General features: G+C 43.7%; 13 protein-coding genes. All 13 read right to left on the bottom strand.

Features of this window, described 5'->3' with window-relative positions; translation table 11 throughout:
* Positions 1 to 225: 225 nt before the first annotated feature.
* The gene (locus HMPREF2983_RS09990; protein ID WP_070668014.1) at positions 226 to 1584 is read right to left on the bottom strand and encodes a discoidin domain-containing protein; all 1359 of its coding nucleotides are present in this window, start codon (positions 1582 to 1584) and stop codon (positions 226 to 228) included.
* Positions 1585 to 1607: 23 nt separating this feature from the next.
* On the bottom strand, positions 1608 to 2729 hold the full coding sequence (locus HMPREF2983_RS09985) for a DUF1735 and LamG domain-containing protein (RefSeq protein WP_210400383.1): 1122 nt from the start codon (positions 2727 to 2729) through the stop codon (positions 1608 to 1610).
* Positions 2730 to 2745: 16 nt separating this feature from the next.
* Positions 2746 to 3849, bottom strand: coding sequence for a glycoside hydrolase family 18 (locus HMPREF2983_RS09980; protein WP_070668011.1), 1104 nt, complete (start codon positions 3847 to 3849; stop codon positions 2746 to 2748).
* 18 nt (positions 3850 to 3867) lie between these two features.
* Positions 3868 to 5463, bottom strand: coding sequence for a RagB/SusD family nutrient uptake outer membrane protein (locus HMPREF2983_RS09975; protein WP_018919371.1), 1596 nt, complete (start codon positions 5461 to 5463; stop codon positions 3868 to 3870).
* A gap of 12 nt (positions 5464 to 5475) precedes the next feature.
* A complete protein-coding gene (locus HMPREF2983_RS09970) occupies positions 5476 to 8619 on the bottom strand; it encodes a SusC/RagA family TonB-linked outer membrane protein (protein WP_070668010.1) in 3144 nt (1047 codons plus the stop codon).
* A gap of 1211 nt (positions 8620 to 9830) precedes the next feature.
* Positions 9831 to 11153 (bottom strand): thioredoxin family protein, encoded by a 1323-nt coding sequence (locus HMPREF2983_RS09965; protein WP_070668009.1) that lies wholly within the window; start codon positions 11151 to 11153, stop codon positions 9831 to 9833.
* 30 nt (positions 11154 to 11183) lie between these two features.
* Positions 11184 to 11867: a hypothetical protein gene (locus tag HMPREF2983_RS09960; protein WP_025879590.1), complete on the bottom strand. Its 684-nt coding sequence runs from the start codon at positions 11865 to 11867 to the stop codon at positions 11184 to 11186.
* Positions 11868 to 11908: 41 nt separating this feature from the next.
* Positions 11909 to 12697, bottom strand: coding sequence for an Omp28 family outer membrane lipoprotein (locus HMPREF2983_RS09955; RefSeq protein ID WP_070668008.1), 789 nt, complete (start codon positions 12695 to 12697; stop codon positions 11909 to 11911).
* A gap of 5 nt (positions 12698 to 12702) precedes the next feature.
* Positions 12703 to 14334, bottom strand: a complete 1632-nt coding sequence (locus HMPREF2983_RS09950) for a DUF6029 family protein (protein WP_070668006.1) — start codon at positions 14332 to 14334, stop codon at positions 12703 to 12705.
* A gap of 4 nt (positions 14335 to 14338) precedes the next feature.
* Positions 14339 to 14830 carry a TlpA family protein disulfide reductase gene (locus HMPREF2983_RS09945; RefSeq protein WP_025879591.1) on the bottom strand — a complete coding sequence of 164 codons (492 nt, stop codon included), beginning with the start codon at positions 14828 to 14830 and terminating at the stop codon, positions 14339 to 14341.
* A gap of 568 nt (positions 14831 to 15398) precedes the next feature.
* Complete coding sequence (locus HMPREF2983_RS09940) at positions 15399 to 16166, bottom strand: copper homeostasis protein CutC (RefSeq protein ID WP_070668004.1); 768 nt, start codon at positions 16164 to 16166, stop codon at positions 15399 to 15401.
* 4 nt (positions 16167 to 16170) lie between these two features.
* A complete protein-coding gene (locus HMPREF2983_RS09935) occupies positions 16171 to 18768 on the bottom strand; it encodes a transglutaminase-like domain-containing protein (protein ID WP_070668002.1) in 2598 nt (865 codons plus the stop codon).
* Positions 18769 to 18961: 193 nt separating this feature from the next.
* A complete protein-coding gene (locus HMPREF2983_RS09930; protein WP_070668000.1) occupies positions 18962 to 20506 on the bottom strand; it encodes an alpha-L-fucosidase in 1545 nt (514 codons plus the stop codon).
* Positions 20507 to 20745 lie beyond the last annotated feature (239 nt).

Raw genomic sequence — 20745 nt, 5'->3', positions numbered from 1 at the left:
GATTGCGAGCTAATTCAATATCAATTGCAACACCATGTAATGGAACCTTATTCTATCTTATCCCGAACCGAAGTAGTTTTGAGAAGCCAATAAGGTCAAAACTCTGCATTTATAGTATTGAATATCACAACAAAAAAAGAGGATACACGCATATTGATTTCGTGTATCCTCTGATATTTCAAGGCTATGAACAAAGCATAAGATTATTCATAGCAAGGGTTGTTTTTACTTGAAAACCTTGATTTCAGTCAGGGAGCCCCACCTTTTGGTAACATTGAATTCTAATTTCAGATAGCGAACCGAAACATTCTTGATAGCATTGAAGTTGTTCAACTTTTTCTGTGGAATATACATGTCTGTAGACAATTCATCCCAATCTGTACCATTATTACTACCATAGAACTTCACGCTTTCTGGATAATAAGGATATCTATTGCTGATAAACATTCCGAGTTGTACACCTTTTACGGTCTCTTTTTGTGTAAGGTCAATGGTTATATCTGTTGTTCCCTTAGATAGATAAGTATATTGGTTATCAATTACACCGTCGGTTAAACTGGTAATTGTGCCGTAGGCTAATTCGCGTGAACTGTTGATAATAAGTTGCGTAGCAGGGATTTCTGTTCCTGTGGGCGCAGTAGAAGAATGTGCTATAGAAATATCCATCACCTTTATAGAAAGGAAGATATTGCCTCCTGTGATATAGTGCTTGTTGCCTTTTTCATCATAGTAGATAGCACGCATTGGGAGAATGTAAGTTCCCTTGGCTGTAAACTTCTCTGCATGACTCAGCTGAACCTCTGTAGCTATTTGGACTTCCCCTTCTACATCTTGCTTCTCAACAGCAGAGATGCCTTCGGGTGCCAACTTTGTTGTACCATCACTTTTGAAGAGAGAGTTGTCACGTTCGAGGCCAACTTTACCTTTGCCGGTGAACGCTTTTGCTACAGTGAACCAAACAGTCACATCATCTTCACCAATATATTTGTTGTTGGTGCCCTCAAGGTTGACTGTAATATCTGAAGATCCGGCATAAACCGTCCAAAGCTCTTCCTGCTTGATCACGATATAGGCATAGTCACGGGAAGACTTGGGACTCTTCAGTGCTTCATCTGATGGAGTTATACGAACAGGAATTACAGTTGGTTTAGTGAACTTACCCATGTTCTTCACGGTTACAGGAATCTGCATCTGTGTCGTCTCTGTGCCTATCTCGAATGCACCACCATTAGTAAGGGTGAAGTCGGCATCTGTTGCCACTTGATAGTCTTTGTAAGTAGTAGCAAGCAGAGGTGCATCTTTTGCATAAGCCACCTGCACTTTTGTTGCTTTGGTGAGATTGCGGTTTATAGTTGCCTGGAGCATAAAAGTGTGTTCTGCCTCGCTGAAAAGCAAGTCTCCGACAAAGCTGTTTGTATAGTCAACGGTATTGGTTGAGAAATAAACCAAGTTGTTGCGTGGGTCTGAACCACTGAAATAGCCGGGCACATCATACTCACCATCGTAGTTGTAGTCGTGGCTACAGCCGGTAAAGGCTGTAGCTGCGAATGTCAACAATGCTATAATATATAAGTTTCTTTTCATTTCTGTGTAATTAAAGATTGGTGTTATTCTGGGAACTTCTCGTCTTTCCAAGTCAAAGGCTGAGTGTATTCCTTCTTGTCGCCGGAGCCTGGAAGATAGACTTTAATAGGATGATTGTTCTTCGAAACATCCTTAATTCCGGTCTTCTTATTCAATGGAGCATAGAAGAGCAGGTTCGGATTATCTGGAGTTTCAATGTAAAGATTGTCCAATACCTGGAATGCAGTCAGCGCCTTGTTGTAAAGGCGTATCTCACGAACATAGCCTTCGAATGCGCCCCAGCTCATATTCAGCTTCGTGAAGGTCTCAACTTTTGGCACATTAAACTCGTTGTCAAGCACACCATTGATGTAGCATTTCACATGCTGATGGTCATAAACCCATGCAATATAATACCACTTCTTAGGCTGAAGTTTTGTCTTGGCAAAGGCCTTGGGGTCATCTGTTTCGCCAACTTTCATCTGCAAGCCACCATCTGCAGTGACGCGAGAGTAGAAGTCTGGCGAGAGAACAGCCTGGTTAGCCTTGTTGCGGTCAAGCTTAATAGCATAAGACATTGTCCATTCCTGCAGGCCTGTATATGGTGTTGGGAATACGGTCTTGAGATAGAAGCCATCTTGACGCAAGGAGGTTGTATAGAGCACACGGTCAATAGCGAATATTTTAGTTGCACTGGAAGTTAAGATTTTGCTGCCTTCTGCAGAAACAAGTTTCACAGGAATAGCATACTTCGTGGATGCATCTAAATCTTCACCGAGAGGTTTTACCTTGACATCAATTGCTCCGTTTGCAACGGTGTTTGCATTAATTGTTTGGTTCTCAGCTGATAAGTTAAAGTATTTGGCAGGTAAAAGCTTGTAGTTTGTGCCATTGGTTTTATTGTATTTTGCCAATGTTTCTTCATCTATAGCAAACTTCAAGTTTACATCCGAACTTAATTTGTTAGCAGCGCGGGCGGTGAACGAACCTTTACCTCCTGTATCATCAACAGTTAGTTTTGTCAAAGGTGTTACGTCTGCGCCATCAATGTAGACGGCGTTTGGCAATTTGCTTTCATCTCCAACTTCATCATAATCTACATTGGCACATGACCATGTGAGGCATGCTAAAGAGGCAATTCCAAAGATTTTAATTATATGTCTCATGTTTTTTATCATTTAATTATTTTACAGCAGGGTTCATAATCTGAATACCTTGGCGTAAGTATTTGTATACAGGACTTGCTGCATAGTCCTTTTCCATGTGATAGCTTCCGATACCACCCTTACGGCCTTTCTTGGGTTGCCACATAGCCATACCTATATATGATGGAACTTTCTTGCCATCACGTGTGGTATAGGTTACGCCACCAGTAGCGGAAAGAGCTTCGAAGTTTTCTGTCACAATGAGTTTCTTTGCAACTTCTTCTGCTGTTTGTAATGGTGAGAATCGAGACACAAGATTGTTCAGTCGATAGTCCAGGTTACTATAAGAACTACAGTTATAGGCCTGAAGAATATAGTAATTGAAGTATAAAGCCATTTCTGCAGAGAACCAATCAGGCTCACCATCGACAACTAACAGCTTCTTTCGCCCTTCTTCTGTCTCGGCTTTCGGGCCGATACGCTTACCCATGGTGCGGATGAAGAGGTTCATTCGGTCTTTCTTCCACATTTCTTTGTTGGTATGGAATGGTTGCGGATAGCTAGGCTCGGCATCAAGATCGAAGCCGTCTAAGTCATATTTGTAGATAGTGTCACAGATAGCATTAGCATACTTAACGACTGCGGCGCTAATCTTATCCTCATCACCGTCAACCCAACCCCAATATTTATGGTTATAGGTTTCCCATGATTCTCCTGCATCTTTAGAAGATTTAGGCTGTTCAGGAGTGATACCTTTACCTATATCAAAAAGGAGAGCGCAAGCCAATGCACGGATGCCTTTGATTTCTTTAGCACGTTTCAAGTCAGCCTGCTGCGCAGCTGTTAGGTTTGAGAAACCATCCCAAAGTGACACGAAGTCTGTACTGTCGGGAAGATTGTAAAGGCAACGTGAAGCCGGACTTTCACCGTTCCAGCCACCAAACCAGCCGAAAGTGACCTGATGATCCGTTTTCTTGTAGGCACGTAAATTTTCCAAATAAGCCCTGTATGCTTTTGCTTGTGCAGAGTCTGCACCCGCCAGCAGCTTGTCTATATTCTTGGTTTCTGTCTCAGTCCAATCACTGCAACTTACTGTTGTAAAGAGCAAAACGATGAAACTGAAAATAAAATATTTCTTCATTTGAATGTTCTTTAAGTGTTATTTATTCTTTTTGTCCCACCAAACGCGTGTTGCACCATTGTCTGGGCCATGAAGCAGGTCTACCGCTTTCTTGATGTTTTCCAAGTTCTTTACGTATTCATCGTTTGAGTAGGGAATACGAGTAGGACGGAGATCACCATCAACTTCACAATCTGTAGAGGTAAGTACTGCCGGGAAAATGCGAGGATAACCCGTACGACGATACTCTGACCAAGCCTCTTGTCCATCAGGATAGATTGCTAAGTATTTTTGAGTGATGATACGCTCGAGGTTTTTCTCAAAGCTGTCACTGCTTTCCCACTTAATCGTAATGGTAGAAGTTGCTGTTGCGTTAAACTCTGAATGAAGTGCATCAACAAAGTTTGCAGGAGTGGCAGTGCTGTTTGCTGCATATGCAGTAGCTTGTGATGAACTCAAATCATTCTCCTCGAAAGATGTAGTAATTCCTTTTTCATAATACGATTGAGCAGTGCCTCCACCCATGTTCCAGCCGCGGAGTGCACCCTCTGCACGGAGGAAATAAACCTCGGAAGCCTTGACAATGTAGACCGGAGTTCCATCTTGTACGTTGAGAGAAGATGCCTTCTCTTTATCCAGGTAATCTGTTATGCTGGGGATATTCGTACGGACTCCATAGTAGCCCTCAATGCCATTGCTCTTTGCCTTAACAAAGTAACTGCCAATGCGTGGGTCATTATAGCCTTTGAGATAAGAAGAAATCTCTGCGCCCATACGTACGTCATTGTAGCTGCCATTGATGATTGTTAAAGGATTTTTGAGCGTTACACCTGCTCCTTTTGACAGCTGTGCTGCATCCTTGGTAGACTCAATTACGCCGTAAGGATTAGTGATTGCTTTCTCTGCATATTGCTGTGCCAAGGTTGGATTAGCATAAACAATGCGCATAGCCAAACGAAGCATCAATGAGTTTGCAAACTTGCACCACTTCGTGTAGTTGCCCTCATAGATGATGTCATACTTGGGGAATACGTCATGTCCACCGGTTTTTAGTGTTTGAACAGCTTCGTCCAACTCCTTCAACATGGCTTTATAAACATCTTCTTGAGAGTCATACTCTGCTGTGGTGGAACCTTCGATACCCGCCTTCGAATAAGGAATAGGGCCGAAAGTATCTGCTGCTTTATGTACAGCTGCAACCTTGATAATCTGTGCAATTGCAAAACCTTCGGGATCATTGGTCGTACGTTTCTTTATGTCTGACCAATTACGGAAAGCGCTACCTGCCATAACATTATAGGTGTACTGGCTCCAAGGCTTCAGTGCAAAGCTTGGGAAACCTCGTCCAATCCATTTGTTTTGAGCAGGTGCCATATAGCCTATCCAGCATGCACCACCAAGTGTATATGGAATTTGATAATCGTTGACATAATTCGTACCGGATGATCCGACAGGGAATATATTCTGCTCGAAAGCAGTGACAAAGCCACCAATATTAAGGTTGTCTTGTTGCAATTGTTCTTCTGTAGGCTGACGATGATCGCGGTTGATATTCTCGAAATCTGCCTGACAGGATGTGAAGAGTGCCGCAGTAAGTGCAGACACATATATGATTGAATTAATTTTCCGTTTCATAAAAACTGATTTTTAGAAATTGAGTTTCAGACTGAAGCCAACGCTTCTCAAGCTTGGAGCACTGAAATAGTCACTTCCTTGTCCGTAAGTACCTGTTGATGATGCAATTTCAGGATCGAATGGAGCCTTGTTGTAAATCATCCAAAGGTTATTGGCAATAAGGCCAACAGTGATACCTGGCCAGCCCTGTCCGAGCAATGTCCTTGGTAATGTGTAGCTGAGACTGATATTCTGCAGGCGTACATTGGTTGCACTGTAATAGTAATAGCCCATTAATTGCTGGTTGGCAACCACCTCATAATACTTCTGAGGATTGACGCGCTGACCATCAGGAAGTTCAACATAACCACGATCGCGGGCATCCGCAGTAGCCTTTGAAACGCCGAACTGATCGAGAACGGCCTGTGTAGGCGAGGTTACGATACCGCCAAAGCGACCGTTGATGAGGAATGAAAGGTTCAAACCTTTCCATGAAATACTGTTTCTCCACCCCATATTGAAGTCAGGGTTGGTATTTCCGATTTTGAGACGCTGACCGTTAGGAAGATCCATTGAAGACAAACTGCCATCTTCACCAACAGCAATCTTACCTGTAGCATCACGTTTCAACACCTTGGTAACATAAACATCACCCATACTGTCACCCTCGCGAATGTAACCGCCACCGGCAGAAGTCTCTGTGAAGTTGATAATCTTACCGTCGATACCGGTGTTATAGTTATGAACCAACTTTCTGACCTTGTTGACGTTACGGCTATAGATGAGGCGCGATTCTATGTCTACTCCACCAATGTTGTCATTGTAAGCCAAAGACATTTCAACACCAGAGTTGGCAATGTCACCAGCTTGAATATACATACCTGTGTAAGGTGATGTTGCAGAGAGTTCAGCCAAGAAAGTCTGGTTGTAAGTATTAGAGTGATACCAAGTGAAGTCGAAATTCAGTTTATTTTCAAACATTCTCAAGTCCAATCCCAATTCATATGATTTTGTCCGTTCAGCTTTAAAGTCATAGAATGGAAGAATAGTACGTGTAGAAGGAATACCATTTTCAATAGGATAGGTAGTGGTACCACGTGTCACACCACGGTATCGGTCTGGAATTGGAGAACCAACTTCTGTGTAAGATCCTCTCACTTTCATGAAAGAAATGAACTCCGGAAGTTTTGCCATCTTAGTAACAATGGCTGACAAACCTACAGAAGGATAGAAGAATGAAGGCTCTTTGGCATTTACCAGCAATGAGCTCCAGTCGTTACGGCCAGTCATTGAGAGGAACAACATGTCTTTCCAAGAAAGTTCTGCACTGGCGAAGATCGCTGTATTACGCTTACGGAATTCAGAGTCGCTCGGGCGTGCGTTGATAGGGTCGAGTGCTGAAGAAGAGAACAGGTTTGGCACTTTCAGAATAGGACCACCAAAACCTACGCTGCTTGAACGATAGTCCTCAAGGCTTGCACCCAAGTTGGCTGTCAAGCGATAGTCTTTACCAAAGCTCTTGTCAAGATTGAACATCACATCCAAATAGGTCTGCTGGTCGGTACCCTGTGAATGTCCATAGATACCATTACCATGTGTGCCGGCATACAAGATGCCCTGTCCGCTTGCATGGAAGCGGTTCTCTGACTCGGTGCTGGTGTTGTCTACACGAACTCGGCCCGTAACATTCAACCATGAAAGGATATCATATTTCAGGCTACCCATAAACATATAACGCTTACGCTTGGTCGGCGTCATCATGTCATTGGTAATGAAGTAGGGGTTCTGCAGCTGCATACCCTGGTCGCCATAAGGCCAATATTGGGTGGCCAACTTGCGTGAAGGATCATAACGCTTGTATAATTCAACTGCCGACCAGTCCTCACCACGGGGGAAGAGATAAACCGAAGTCAGTGGGTTATAGTATTCTCCCGGACGATACATGTTCTGTGTATTCTGGATGATGTAGCTTCCACTGACATCAAGATGCAGCTTGTCATTGAGGAAATCACTGGTATTGCGTGCCGTAAAGTTATAGCGGTTGTATTTGTTGTTTGGCAGAATACCGGTAGCATTCGTAGTTGCAACAGAAATATAAGTCTGATTTGTCTTCGTTCCTGTTGTCAAGGTTACAGAGTTGATGTAGTTGTGACCTGTTTTGAAGAAATTCTTTGGATTATACGAAGACGGAGTTGCCAAACGGTCACCCCAGCTATAGAATGAACCGGCCTTGTTGCCGTAAGTGTTCTGGAACTTCGGCAAGACGAAAGGATTAGAGAATTCCATACTGCTTGAAACAGCAACCTTCACCTTTCCTTCTGCACCGCGCTTCGTGTTGATCATGATAACACCGTTGGCTGCCGCTGAACCATAAAGCGCAGCAGAAGAAGGGCCGGTGAGGACGTTGATACTCTCGATATCGTCAGGGTTGATGTCGGCAATACCTTCGCCACTTGGCTGGCTCGAATATCTACCACCGCCAATGTCGCCACCGCTCTTGTTGAGCATTGGCACACCGTCAATTACGTAAAGCACGTTGTTGCCACCCGTGATAGACTTTGTACCACGCATAACGACACGCGTAGGACCACCAACACCCGTAGTTGAAGCATTGATGTTGACACCGGCAACCGCACCGTTCAAGCTGTTTACGAAGTTTACGTTCTTCACCTTGGTAAGCTGATCGCTACTTACTTTCTGGACATTATAGCTCAAAGCTTTCTCTGAACGCTTAATACCTAAGGCCGTCACAACCACCTGGTCAATCGTATGCGCCTCAGGTTGCAATGTAATTTTGAGTTCGCCATTGCCTGTAACTTTGACCTCCTGCGCATTCATTCCGATATAGCTAACCAGAAGAACAGCTCCCTTTGTTGTTGTCAAAGTAAACTTACCATCGATGTCCGTGATTACACCATTAGTCCCACTCTTACTGTTTTTTACACGTACAGTTGCACCAATAACAGGCTCACCTGTATTGTCGACAATCGTACCTGTTACTTTTACATCGCCATTAGATTGCTGTGTTTCCAAAATCTTCGATGCTGTTACGTTTGTGCCTGCAGTAATCAAGCTCCTGCCGGAATTCTCAGCAGATGCAACATGATTACCAGCAAAAACTTCCAAACAGCAGCAAGATAGGAAAACACTTACTGGGAAAATCTTTCCTGTTTTCATTAGATTTGTGTATTTGTTAACATTAAATTTATTTAGAGTCCTCTCGCGAGTCATCGTAAGAGATATCTCAAAACCCATGCTTCGTTGTTATTGGTTCCTTGTTTAGATTTGCGCTGCAAATATACGATATCCATTTGTAATGGCTTATATGCCACATATAAAATTAACTTCTATAAACAAAAGAATACATATAATTAGAATAAATTTACTCTTTAATACCCCCCATGGACTCTTGGCGTTGTTAACTTTGAAATATAAAATTCCCAGGTTAATCTATCTGAATATTCAGGAGAAGTGCAATTCCTGTTGACCATATCAGCCTTACGGATATGCTACGCGCCAAGGGTGGGGGGGCTTTTTCTCCAACCGGCTCTGTAACCGTAATACGGTGGAGTTTCTCGGTATTTGGGAACAGTTGAATAATCCCAATTCTAATTGTGCCGAATTCGACAGGATTAAAAGTCAGGCAGAACTCAACAGCTTTCTTGTTTTCCGTCGCGTGCCAAGTTTCAAAAGCATTGCTTCTTGGCTGTCCGAGGCCTCGGATTAGCAGAAAATCGGAAAAGACAGTCGTCCGAGGTCTCGGATGAATAAAAAACAAGAAAAATTAGCTTTCCCTCATGGGGGAAAATCAAAATTCAGCGAAAATGAGCTTTCCCTCATAGGGGAAAACAGGAAAACTTCAAAAAACGGTTTTCCCCTGCGAGGGAAAACGAAATAACAGCGAGAACTGACTTTCCCCCGCAGGGGAAAGACTGAAAATGCTGAAAATCATTCATCGCTCATGAGCGACGAGCGAAAAACGCTGAAAACGGCCCGTCGCTCGTGAGCGAAATGCAGAAAATGCGAAAAACAGCGTTTCGCTTGCAAGCGACGAGCGAAAAACGCTGAAAATGGCCCGTTGCTCGTGAGCGAAATGCAGAAAACGCTAAAAACAGCGTTTCGCTTGCAAGCGACGAGCGAAAAACGGGAAAAGTAGGGCTTCGGGGGGGGCCGAAGCTCGGAAAATTTGAAAAACGGGTTCTCGGGATACCCCGAGAAGGCCAAATGTGATATTTCCAAGCGCAAAGTGCTGGCTGAAGACTGAAAACGCAGGGTGTTGATTGAATATGATTGCCTTGCATATTACAAAAACACCGCTTCAACTGTTGAGTTAAGCGGTGTTTCGTATATATTAATATAATGTCGTATATAGTCACCCAATATTCTTATCAGCGTGTTACAATCTCTTTACGCACGCGCCCATCACTATATTTCACAAGATTAATTCCTTTTTGTGGAGCCATGATGCGACGACCGTCAATGGTATAGCGTTCAGTTTCTACAGAAGTATTCTCTTTTTGTGGCAAAGAGGAAATGTCAGTAGTATTGGCATCAGAAATACTACATTTGGCTGCATTCTCGATTTGCCCGGTCTTCATATTAATCAGCAACACACAAACATTCAGTTTCGACTTGTCTTGTATCACGCGCTTATGAGAAATATTGCGAAATACATATTCATGACTTTGTGTCTTGTCTGCCTCTATCGGAGTTTTGATGTAGCCGGTCAAAGGGGTTTTGACTCCTTCGGCTGCAATGGCGACAAAATTATTCTCAAGATTTCTTATATCGTAAGGAGCATCGATAAAATAGTCAAGCTCTTTTGATACTCCACGTTCAGCTGTTCTTCCCGAATAATTATTGTATTGTATCCAGTTTGGGCTTTTCATTCCGTCTTCCGTCAGTATATAGGCAAAACCATATGGGGCTTCATTCTTATTTATGCAGAATGTGACGCGTGGAGTTACCGTGATGTTTTCTTTCTCTGCATCCCACGTGGCAGAGACTTCAACATCCATATCCGCACCTTTAGCTCTTTCTTCTTCAAACTCGGTTATAGCCTTGGCATAACCCAACAAAAGGTTCCTGTTCATGTCGAGTGTAGGGCGGCTTCTGTGATCTGAAGCTTTCCAGGCATAGTCATTACAAGTCAAGGGGTCAGCACTGCCACCCGTATGAATGGCAATGCCGATGAAATCGTTAGGATAGTTATGCGCCAAATTCTCCATGAGCGCTATACCACGTGGACAGTATCCACACCACATCCCCGTGTACTCCTCAACAACAACTTTTCGGCGTGGCACTTTCGTAACTGTAATTCTTGGAAGCGTGGCATAGTTGACAGAAGCTCTATTGGCTTCACCATTGACTTTTGTTATTGTAAGCAATAATTCTGTTTCCGAAATTTGGTTGTGTGGAGGCACATCCACTTCTATTGTTGCTCCCTCCATACGCTTCAATGGTTCAGTCAGCACAAACTTTTTCTCTTGTAGGATATTTCCAAGGAAAGATAGCGTATAATCAAAATTTTGAATGGGAGTATTGCCATAATTGGTAATCAGCAGCTGTCCTTTTGCACTTTCCGCAGTGAGCGGCACATATACTTTTCGGCCCGTAGAGGGAATCAGGGTATAATCATTGGCACTGATATCACCCGGATAACCGATGATTGCAATGAGTGCAAGAAGCAGGATATAAATTCTTTTTATCATGTTGTATAATGTGTTGTTTGAGGAGAATACTTAGGGAACAATGTATTTTTGAGTGGAAACAGAACCTTTCACACCTTTGCGATTTACGATATAGGCACCTTTGGGGAGCTTGGACAGAGAGGTTAACTGTTTATACAGTAATATGCCCTTGGTGTTGAAAACATCGTAAGTATAGTTGTCTTGTAATGAGGAAGATATTATTCCTGTGCTCTTTGGCTCAAAGTTGAGTGTAACTTTAGGGCCGGCCTTCTCTGTTGTCGTACCGTTTTCTCCTTTTTCTTCAATAAAGAGTTGCAATGTGGCTATACATTTTCCTTTGTCGGGAAAAGAGTAGTCTGCATGAATTTCTTCTTTCTGGGCGGTGGCAGGCAATTCCTTTGTGCTCACGTCATAGGTCTTGACGGTTTCTTCTATGGTACAATTCTCAAGTGCACAGACTTGCAGTTGACCCTCTTCGAGGGCAGTGATAGTGCAGGAGAGTTTTACCTTTACGGTCTTAGCTGAGGTGTTGCTGATAAATAACTTTTCAGTTATTTGTTTCCATCCAGGCAGGAGAGAGGACTCCTCAATCTTATTCAGATTAAGCGTTGCATTGGGAGCAAGGACATTGCCATTAGCATCAACGAACACAACTTCATTAGAAATTGCCTGTGCCTGTGTATTAATAAAAAAACTGGTCAATAGACCAAAGAAAACAAGTAATCGTAATTTCATGTTAAGTATTTAATATTTGTATTTTAGAATTTATGTTTCATTTATGAGAGAGCTATCTTCTGTCGAACAACTTGCAGTACGCCATTGTCGTTATAGAAGAATGCTACCACCCACGCTTTCTCTGCGACAATGCCATTGGGGAGCGTATAAATAGTTCTTTCCTGGTGCGCATGTTTGGGAGAGAGTATCAGCTCTGTGCCCCAATCTCCATTGATCGCAGCCCGCAATATGTGGTTATGTGTATAGTTGTTGTCTACCTTATTACCAGGAAAAAGCTGTGGAGCAACGATACCATCCTCTACCAACCAAAGTTGCAGTCGTCCCTGAATATTATCAGTCAAAGTATTCAAGTCTGTTGTTATCTCCACACGGCGAGTGTCTGGGTGATATTGACATTTAAGTTCTATACCTACTGTTGTTGTCCGAGCAAACTCATTATAGATTTGTCCCGACCAAGCTTCTTTGGAAAGCACACCGCCTCGACGATTGATAATTGCTTTTGGCACGTTGGGAACTTCCCACTTTTTATAATAAGCATCTCCCACATCTGTGCGCAGTCCTACAAAGCCCGGCGCAGCTTTGAGGGCAAGCGGACCAGCATGAACGGCAACGGCAATCAGTTTGTCGGCACTGTAGCGAGCTTGCAATTGCGTGATAGCCTCGGTTGCAGCTGGACAGAAAATGCAGCGCTGCCCTGTGAAGTCTTCAATCAGCACGTTGCGTTGAAGCGTGGCTGCCGGCACTTCAATAAGGCGGTTGTCAGATGCAACTGGGTCACACCCCGTCAGAAGTACAACGCCTACCAAAAGAAGAATATATAAACTTTTCATTTTTATCAGAAGTTATAGTTATAGGAAAGTGTAAGTCCTTTGGTCGCAGGGATATAGCGACATACACCGCCCGAACAGTTATAGCCTGCACGAGTGCGACCATAGCCCAATTGCAATCTGTGTGCTCCACCGCTATATGTCACAAAGCCTTGGTAATAATGGACATGGGTGCTGCCGAGATTGTAGAGGTCGCTTAGAGTGAACATCCAATGTGGAGCAAGCGACAACTCAGCCAAACCAAATGCCCAATCTCTGTCGCCTTCTTTCGAGAAGAGATACTGCCCCTCTACACGCAATGTTGTTTTGGGTGCCAGTTTCTGCTTCACATCAGCTACAAAGATATGCGAGTGGAGTATTCCTCCATGTCCTTCAAGCAGGGTTTGGTTGTAAAGTTGGTTCATATACATGAAGTTGACTTTCGTAGTTTTGCCGAGACGTTTCTCTAATTGCACATCAATATCCTGGTAGTAAGTCGACGTTCCCCATGCCCAAAACGGACTGCCATAGCCGTCAGTGCCACTGCCCCCTGCGCCATTCTTACGCACAGAATGAACGTGTGAGAAATTTACTTTTACCATTGTGCCATATCTTCCACCCATCGTTGAGCCTTTAGGAAAGGTATAGGCAGCAGCAGCCTGATAAGCCCATTCCCCTTCGGGACGTGTGGCATAGGGATAAAGTGCAGCCAGAGCGTAGGTATGTTCTATCGTGAAAGCCGGCATATGGTTGACAAAAGACGACGTCCCTTCCACTCCTCTACTACTTCGAAAAGCCATGTTCGTGCTGCGTTTTGCTTGCAGAAGCAGACTCATTCCGCGTTTGGAGTATGATCCCGAAAGCATTGTCACGTAGCCGTTACGGTAGATGTAACCGTTGTCATGAGAGGGATCTTGAGTTTTCATTGCCATTTCCGCCAGTACATTAAACGCACGATGCTGTACGCGCAATCGTACATCGAAGGCATTAACATAGCGTGGAAGGCGTAGACGGTGGGTAGGATCAGTCATAATGACTTCGTCTTTCTCATATTTATTAACGTAAGAGAAACCTAATGTAGCATAGGTGTTGTGTTGTCTTAAACCTTTATACAATTCATCAATATTCCACTCAATGTCGCCTCCTGTCAGCCAACTGTCATTGTGTTTCCAATATCTACGCTGACGTCCTGTGATTACTTTCACTGCAACACCAGCCCAAGGGCGATAGAAGAATCGTAAACCCTGCAGTGAATTATCAATGCCGAGACTTCGTTCTTCATAAGAACGGAGGATGAAACCCGCCCCAAACTGCTCATAGAAACTACCTAAAGTCAGTTCTGCATTCTTGTAATTTCCTTTCAAATAAGCATAGGGGACGCCCCAACCTTTGAAATCAGTTTCAAATCCGGGAAGCGGATGCTGCAAATACTCTAACCTTGCTCCAGCCTCTATGTAACGGCTTGTGGCTTTCAAATCAATATAAGTATTCGTCAGAAAACGGCCGTTAAGCGTATTAGCTCCCGTAGTACTATCCTTTTCAGGCAGAAGCATATCGCTTTGAATACTCCCGGAAATGCGCAATTTATTCGGCTGCTCTTGTGCACAAAGCGGCATGTTTGTTATGCCAATGAGCAATCCTATCATTGTCCATCTTTTCATAACACTATCTGCCTGCAACTTCTTTTATCTTTTCGTAAAGCTCAACTTCTGCACCGTCGGTATAGCCATTGTGTTTATAGACAATATTACCTTGTCCATCAAGCAATACCGTATAAGGTATCATTTGAATGCCCAATGCACGTCGCAAATCGCTGTTGGGGTCGAGCAATACATCATAACGCCAGCCGTTCTGGTCAACCAAAGGTTTTACCTTGTTGATGTTCTGTGCCTGATCAATGGAGACTGCTACAATTCGCACACCTGTTTCTTGCCGCCAATCATCGTAAAGTTCATCAATGGCTTTGAGCTCGCGGTTGCACGGTTTACACCAGGTTGCAAAGAAAGCAATAATGAGCGGTTTCCCATTATTTGAGATAGTGTCTGTTTGTACAAGTTTCCCTTCAAAATCTTTAAGTATCACTTTTGGTAGCTGCTCCTGAGCTTTGCTCGCCAAGCTAATCATCAGCAAGCAAAGGGATAAAAATAACTTATTCATCTTATTTGTTTATAGAGAGGGTGCAAAAGTATGAAAAAAAAGTGAAACTACAAAACAGAACAAGCTAAATCAGACTTTTTGAGTGTCTCTTTTTTGTAAATATAATCTATAATTTTTAACATTTCAGAGTGTCACAAACCAGGGAAAAAGCAGCCGGAAAATAGAGATAATCTGTCGACTTTAATGCTTTTTGCTTACAATTCCATTCATAGTAGATGGTAATTCAAGTCAGATGATGCTGCTATTTGAGTCAAAACAGACGATAATTGAGTGCGAGTTACAACCTAATCTGATGCAAATTACAAAGCTTTTTTATAATATTTGTTGTTGTAATTCGATATATTTTTTACAACATGTTGATAACCATTGTGTTACAAAATGCCAAAAATCGGGCGTTATTTGGAATGGAGGTAGACTTTTATTCAAATTTCCAAAACAGGCGAGGACAATTGTAAATATCCTTGAAATAAATTAACATATAATCCGTTTCCACGCATCATAGTCCGTTGAGCAATACTCATGAAGGGAAATTCTTGAAGCTAACGGGAAGAAAAGAGATAAGTTTCTCCTATCCATTCAGCAGGGCATCTATCGTATTTCTTACTCTTCTTTCTGTTGTTGTCAGAATAGTGTCTTCGTCGGTTCCTGGTTTTCCCATGAAAACTGCAGGGTTGGCATAGGTCATAAGACTGTGCTTGGGTTCGCGTGCAGAGAAATGAAAGGCATGCACTCCTGTTTCTTTATGAATACGTGCTATGTTGCTTTCATTCACTCCGCAGCCTGCCATGAGGATAATTCTGTTGTCTGCTAAGACATGAAGTTGCCGGAGTAGGGGAATACCTTGCTCTGCCGTAGGTTGCTGTCCGGAGGTCAACACTCTGTCAAATTCCAATGCTATGATTTCTTTTAAGGCTTCCTTGGGCTCTCGGCAGCGGTCAAAGGCACGATGAAAGGTGACGCTCATTCCTTTTGCATGCTCTAAAAGAAAGGTGTTGGCAGCTTTGTCAATGTCTCCTTCTGGCGTCAGGCAACCGAAAACAACACCGTCAACACCCACGCGTTTGCACAGACCGATATCCATTGCCATGCGTTCCAACTCTTGCGGAGCATAGAGAAAGTCACCTCCGCGATTGCGTATGATGACATGCAGGCGTGTTTCTTTCAACAAGTTTCTTGCCATTTGCAGTTCTCCGTAAGAGGGCGTTGTGCCCCCTTCGGGTATTCCCATGCAGAGTTCTACGCGGTCGGCGCCTGCTCGCTGGGCTGCTATGCAACTTTCAACACTGTTGGCACAGACTTCAAATTCAAACTTTTTCCGCTCTTTCATATTGCTCATGGTCTTACAATTTATTGCCCGTTTTCACCAATTGCTCGCCCAATCCAATGGTATAACCTTGAGAAATGAACACAACACGATTGAAAGTGTCGGCAATAATGAATATCGGCAACTGGTTGGCATTGCGAAGTTTCATCTCTCTTGCAATCTCTTTCTGGATTATTCCATTCCTGTCTATGCCGAAGATTGTCTTTTCAGGCAGGCTGCCAAACTCGCTCTTCTGGGCTTCAAACTTCTTTTTCTCAGCCTCACTCGTAAAGAGCAGCACCATCGGTCGCCCCCATTTGTCGAGTTTCTCTTTCAGTTTTGCGATGTCATGCAGGGCGTGGTTGGTTGGTTCCTGGCCTATACCGAGAATTCCCAAGACATAATAGCCTCTACCGGTCTGGCTTAAGACAGAGACTTCTTGCCCATCCTTTTCAAACAAGTCTTCGCTGTTGAAGCTGCCAATGACCTTTATGCCCTCTGTCTCCTGACGGATTATAAGATTTATTGCAGTGGTTTTTCCTGGTTCAATCGTGAAGAAACGCTTGTGAACCATCACGCTTCCATCGGCCATTCGCTGACCGGACACCAGCAGGTAAGTGCCTTCATCTAATGTTGTTCCCTTTTTGAAAACATTCGACCAGGTTGTTCCTCCCCCCATATCTAACTGTCCTTCGTCGAAGTTCATAAGCCATGTGCGCCCATTGATAATCTTACTTATCGTGAAATGTGTGTAATATTTTGGGTCGTCTAAGTATTCGGTGGGTGTGTAGTTGAGGATGAGTGTGCCGGTTTTAGCCACTTGTTGAACTGTTGTATCAAAGTCCACATCCATCCAGTTGCCACCTTTCTTATATTGTATCTTACCCGTAACAGCATCTTTCCGAGCATCAATGCCTATGCTTCGGGCTACATCTACAAAGAAGATGTCCCTGCTTCTTTCGTCTGCAACTCTGCATTCCCATACGCTGATAGGTGTCTGGGGAATTCTCATGGCATGTTTGTCGGGATTCATCTTGATGTTTTTCTGTATCCAGTTGACCAGTAGTGCAGGATTATTTCTAAAGGTTTGGGCTTCCTTGCTGAATGTCTTTGCAAAGAAATGCTTGAAGGGTTTGAGTATCATTTCATTTTCCACGCGTGGTGAAAGCTGATCGCTTGGTGCGCTCATGTTGTCTTCCAAGATTTCCATGGGCATGTCGCGAAGGTCTTTGTCGCTTAATGTGCTTAGTAGTTCAAGTGCCCGCACTCTGTCTGAAGCATGCTTTTCAACAAACGCCTTAATGGTTTTCCAGTTGCCACGTGCTTTTATAATATAAGGTATGGCAGCAGGAATGGCATAGTCTTTCATGCTCTCCTGTGTCGGGAAAGTGGCAATGTAAGCATTTCGCATAGCGTCTTCTTCTGCGAGTCGGGCACTGTTGTGTGCTCTTTGTGCATCAGTGACATCTGGCAAAATCACATGTTCTACCGGAGGAACAATGTCTAAATCCTCTTCTTTTCCAAAGTTCTTTTCGTCATAGGAAAGCTTGATTGTGACGTGCTTATCCTTCCCGAAAGAAGCCTTTGCATATCCGAAATGCCCATTTTTGGATGCCCAGGCGAGCATATCTCCCTTTCCTGCGGAGAGGAATGTCTGTCCGTTACTGTCAGTGTACTTGGAGGCAGCCGTGTAGAATTCGGCATAATTATAGATTTTGAAGTCTACCCTTGCGTCCGCAACGGGCTTCCCTTGTAGGTCGATAATACTGAAATCTATTTTTCCTGTACTTCCATAGTTGTCTATCAGATTGATTTCAGTGAAGTTGTTTGTGCGCAACATCACTTCTTCGGGGCCTTCGTAGTCGCCGAAAGCACGTGTGTGCATGAGCATGGCGCGTGAGGCAGGCGCATTGAACCATGCTAAATTCAAAACAGGTTCTGGCTCGCATGCACCTAAAAAGTACCATTTGCCGTCTGCCCAGGCTTCAACCCAGGCATGATTGTCATCTGTGTGTGCCCAGCGGGGCGTATATACTTGTCGGGCAGGAATACCGATAGCCCGCAGCGTACTCACTGTAAACGTGCTCTCTTCGCCGCATCGTCCGCGTCCTGTTTGGATAGACTGCAGGGGAGAAGAGGTGCGGGCATCGGAAGGCTCATAGGTCACTCTTTCGTGGCACCAATGGTTAACTTCCAATATTGCATCCGTCATGGAGAGTCCTTTTACACGCTCTTTCAGCTCACGGAAGAAGATAGCTCGCGAACTGTCTAACGGTTCGTTGTTCACGCGCATGGGCAGAACGAAATGGCGAAAGAGCAATTCTGGAACTTGTTTGCCCCACGGCATCTCTCTGCGTGTGCGTAAAGCTGTGCGCACATTGCCTAAATGATAGGCTTTGGGATAATCGGTTGCGTCGGCGATGGGCATGTAGGCATAGAGGAACTTGAGTGCTTCCTCTTCTTCTGGGGTAGTCTGCAAGTTTTTAATCTCCCAATATTTTGCACCGATAAGATTTATTTTTGCTTTCCAGGCAGACTCTACTTTCTGTCTGAAAGAGGCATCTTTGATGAAATGTTGTGCTTGAACGGTGAGCGAAACAGCTACAAGCAATAGGGTGAACAGCGTTTTCTTCATAGTGAGGTTTTTAATTGTGAGCTAACGGTTAAGCGCAGAGAACCACAACAGATAGCGTGAATATTGTTTGCAATATTCGTAAAAAATATTGGAATATGCAAGTGTTTTCAATGAATTTGTTGCTTATTTGCAGTGTGAGTACTCTACTGTCGTGTATCAAAGAAACTCCTTATATATAATAAGGTGTAAATTTCTATTCCTTAAGGTGGTACAAACCAATCTCTGCAATCGCCGGAACAGCGCGCACTTGCTGGACAGTAAGCCTCACTTCCTTTGCTGTCTGAAGCGGAAATTTCAATAGGCGTTTGTGCCCGATGGTAGTCCCTTCGGTTGCTTTCTGCCACTTTCCATGTGCGTCTTTCACTTCAAGTGTGAATGCTTCTACGCGTTGCCCCTTACGAATGTCTTCCTGAACAGAAAGTACATTGAATGTTACTGGCTGCTTTAACTTAAAGAGGAAGACCGCTTCTCCTGTTTTCATATTTGGTAAAACGGAGGTGTCATAATTGTTGTCTATGATATTACGGGGCTTTCCCTCAGACACTTTGCATGTGATTTTGGCATTGGAAAGCAGGTTGTCTGTAAATGTGGCATCATACAACTGACGGAAACCGCGCAGGCTTTGGATATCAGCTTCGGCTAATTTACCTTCTTTGTTTGGCGGTAGATTTAGCAAAAGAACACCATTCATGCCCACGGACGTGAAATAGATGTCCATTAATTCTTTTGGCGTTTTAACCTGGTGGTCTTGGCTTTCATGATAAAACCACCCCGGGCGGATAGAAACATCAATCTCTGCAGGATACCAAATGAGTGATTTTGCCTTTTCTATAATCTTTCTGCTACCGAGGTCTTGCCCCATCATGTCGCCAACGGGCTGTGTCAATACCTCTTTTTGTGAGTTCTGTGCAATAGCTTCCTGGTCGAGATTATCTTTAGGAACAACGCTCCATTCTGTAGCACGGCCACGTCCTGTCTCTGTTCCAACCCAGCGGACATCAGGCCCCATGACAGCAATTACAGCTTCGGGTTGAAGTTTACGGATAAGCTCATACCAACGAACGAAATCATATTCTTGCTTCTTTCCGTTAGCTCCTTCGCCACAGGCCCCGTCAAACCATACTTCGCTTACCTTGCCATACTGCGTGAGAAGTTCTGTAAGTTGGTTTACGAAATAATCATTATATGCTTCTGTTCCATAGAGCTTGGAGTTGCGGTCCCATGGAGACAGATAAACGCCAAAGGCCATACCATACTTTTGGCATGCGTCACTCACCTCGCGAACTACATCCCCCATGCCGTTCTTCCATGGAGAATGTTTCACGCTGTGCTCTGTATAGGCCGATGGCCACAAGCAGAAACCGTCATGATGTTTGCAAGTAAGAATGGCACATTTAAAGCCGGCAGCTTTCAATTCGCTTATCCATTGGTCTGCATCAAGTGCTGTGGGATTGAAGATTGCCTCGGATTCCGTTCCGTCACCCCATTCTTTGCCGGTGTAAGTGTTTATGCCAAAGTGTAAGAATGCTGTGAGTTCCTGACGTTGCCAGTTGAATTGTCGCGCAGAAGGTACCACGTGGGCTGCTTTTCTGACAATGTCAGCGGGAGTATCCGTTGGTTTGATGACGACAATATTATTCTCCTGTGCATGGAAAGAAGATTGTAGAGAAGGCACAAACAGCAGGCAAAATGTTGCAATTGCAGACTTTATAAACTGAGAATAAGCTTCAATCCTCATAAATTTAGATAATGACGGTTAGTTAGTATTGTTTGATAAGATGCAACAAATTTATAATTTTCTGCTGAGAGTGCCAAATAATGGAGCAATAAAAAGTGGGTTTAGGCTTCGTAAATCATAAATATAGATAGCCTAAAGGAGATATCTAAAGGGGGAATGTGACTGCATTGAAAGCTCCATTGACAACCTCTCCTCATTGCAGTTATCCTCAAATCCGCAACTAAGCCCTTGAAGGTTCT

Source organism: Prevotella sp. HMSC077E09, from assembly GCF_001814685.1.
Classification (GTDB): domain Bacteria; phylum Bacteroidota; class Bacteroidia; order Bacteroidales; family Bacteroidaceae; genus Prevotella; species Prevotella oris.
The sequence above is the reverse complement of the archived record's forward strand: the minus strand, read 5'-3'. Positions and strand labels throughout refer to the sequence as shown.

Bases quoted from the DNA above. Each gene is read 5' to 3' on its own strand.
- HMPREF2983_RS09990 (WP_070668014.1), bottom strand. From the start codon at position 1,584: ATGAAAAGAAACTTATATATTATAGCATTGTTGACATTCGCAGCTACA.
- HMPREF2983_RS09985 (WP_210400383.1), bottom strand. From the start codon at position 2,729: ATGAGACATATAATTAAAATCTTTGGAATTGCCTCTTTAGCATGCCTC.
- HMPREF2983_RS09980 (WP_070668011.1), bottom strand. From the start codon at position 3,849: ATGAAGAAATATTTTATTTTCAGTTTCATCGTTTTGCTCTTTACAACA.
- HMPREF2983_RS09975 (WP_018919371.1), bottom strand. From the start codon at position 5,463: ATGAAACGGAAAATTAATTCAATCATATATGTGTCTGCACTTACTGCG.
- HMPREF2983_RS09970 (WP_070668010.1), bottom strand. From the start codon at position 8,619: ATGAAAACAGGAAAGATTTTCCCAGTAAGTGTTTTCCTATCTTGCTGC.
- HMPREF2983_RS09965 (WP_070668009.1), bottom strand. From the start codon at position 11,153: ATGATAAAAAGAATTTATATCCTGCTTCTTGCACTCATTGCAATCATC.
- HMPREF2983_RS09960 (WP_025879590.1), bottom strand. From the start codon at position 11,867: ATGAAATTACGATTACTTGTTTTCTTTGGTCTATTGACCAGTTTTTTT.
- HMPREF2983_RS09955 (WP_070668008.1), bottom strand. From the start codon at position 12,697: ATGAAAAGTTTATATATTCTTCTTTTGGTAGGCGTTGTACTTCTGACG.
- HMPREF2983_RS09950 (WP_070668006.1), bottom strand. From the start codon at position 14,334: ATGAAAAGATGGACAATGATAGGATTGCTCATTGGCATAACAAACATG.
- HMPREF2983_RS09945 (WP_025879591.1), bottom strand. From the start codon at position 14,830: ATGAATAAGTTATTTTTATCCCTTTGCTTGCTGATGATTAGCTTGGCG.
- HMPREF2983_RS09940 (WP_070668004.1), bottom strand. From the start codon at position 16,166: ATGAGCAATATGAAAGAGCGGAAAAAGTTTGAATTTGAAGTCTGTGCC.
- HMPREF2983_RS09935 (WP_070668002.1), bottom strand. From the start codon at position 18,768: ATGAAGAAAACGCTGTTCACCCTATTGCTTGTAGCTGTTTCGCTCACC.
- HMPREF2983_RS09930 (WP_070668000.1), bottom strand. From the start codon at position 20,506: ATGAGGATTGAAGCTTATTCTCAGTTTATAAAGTCTGCAATTGCAACA.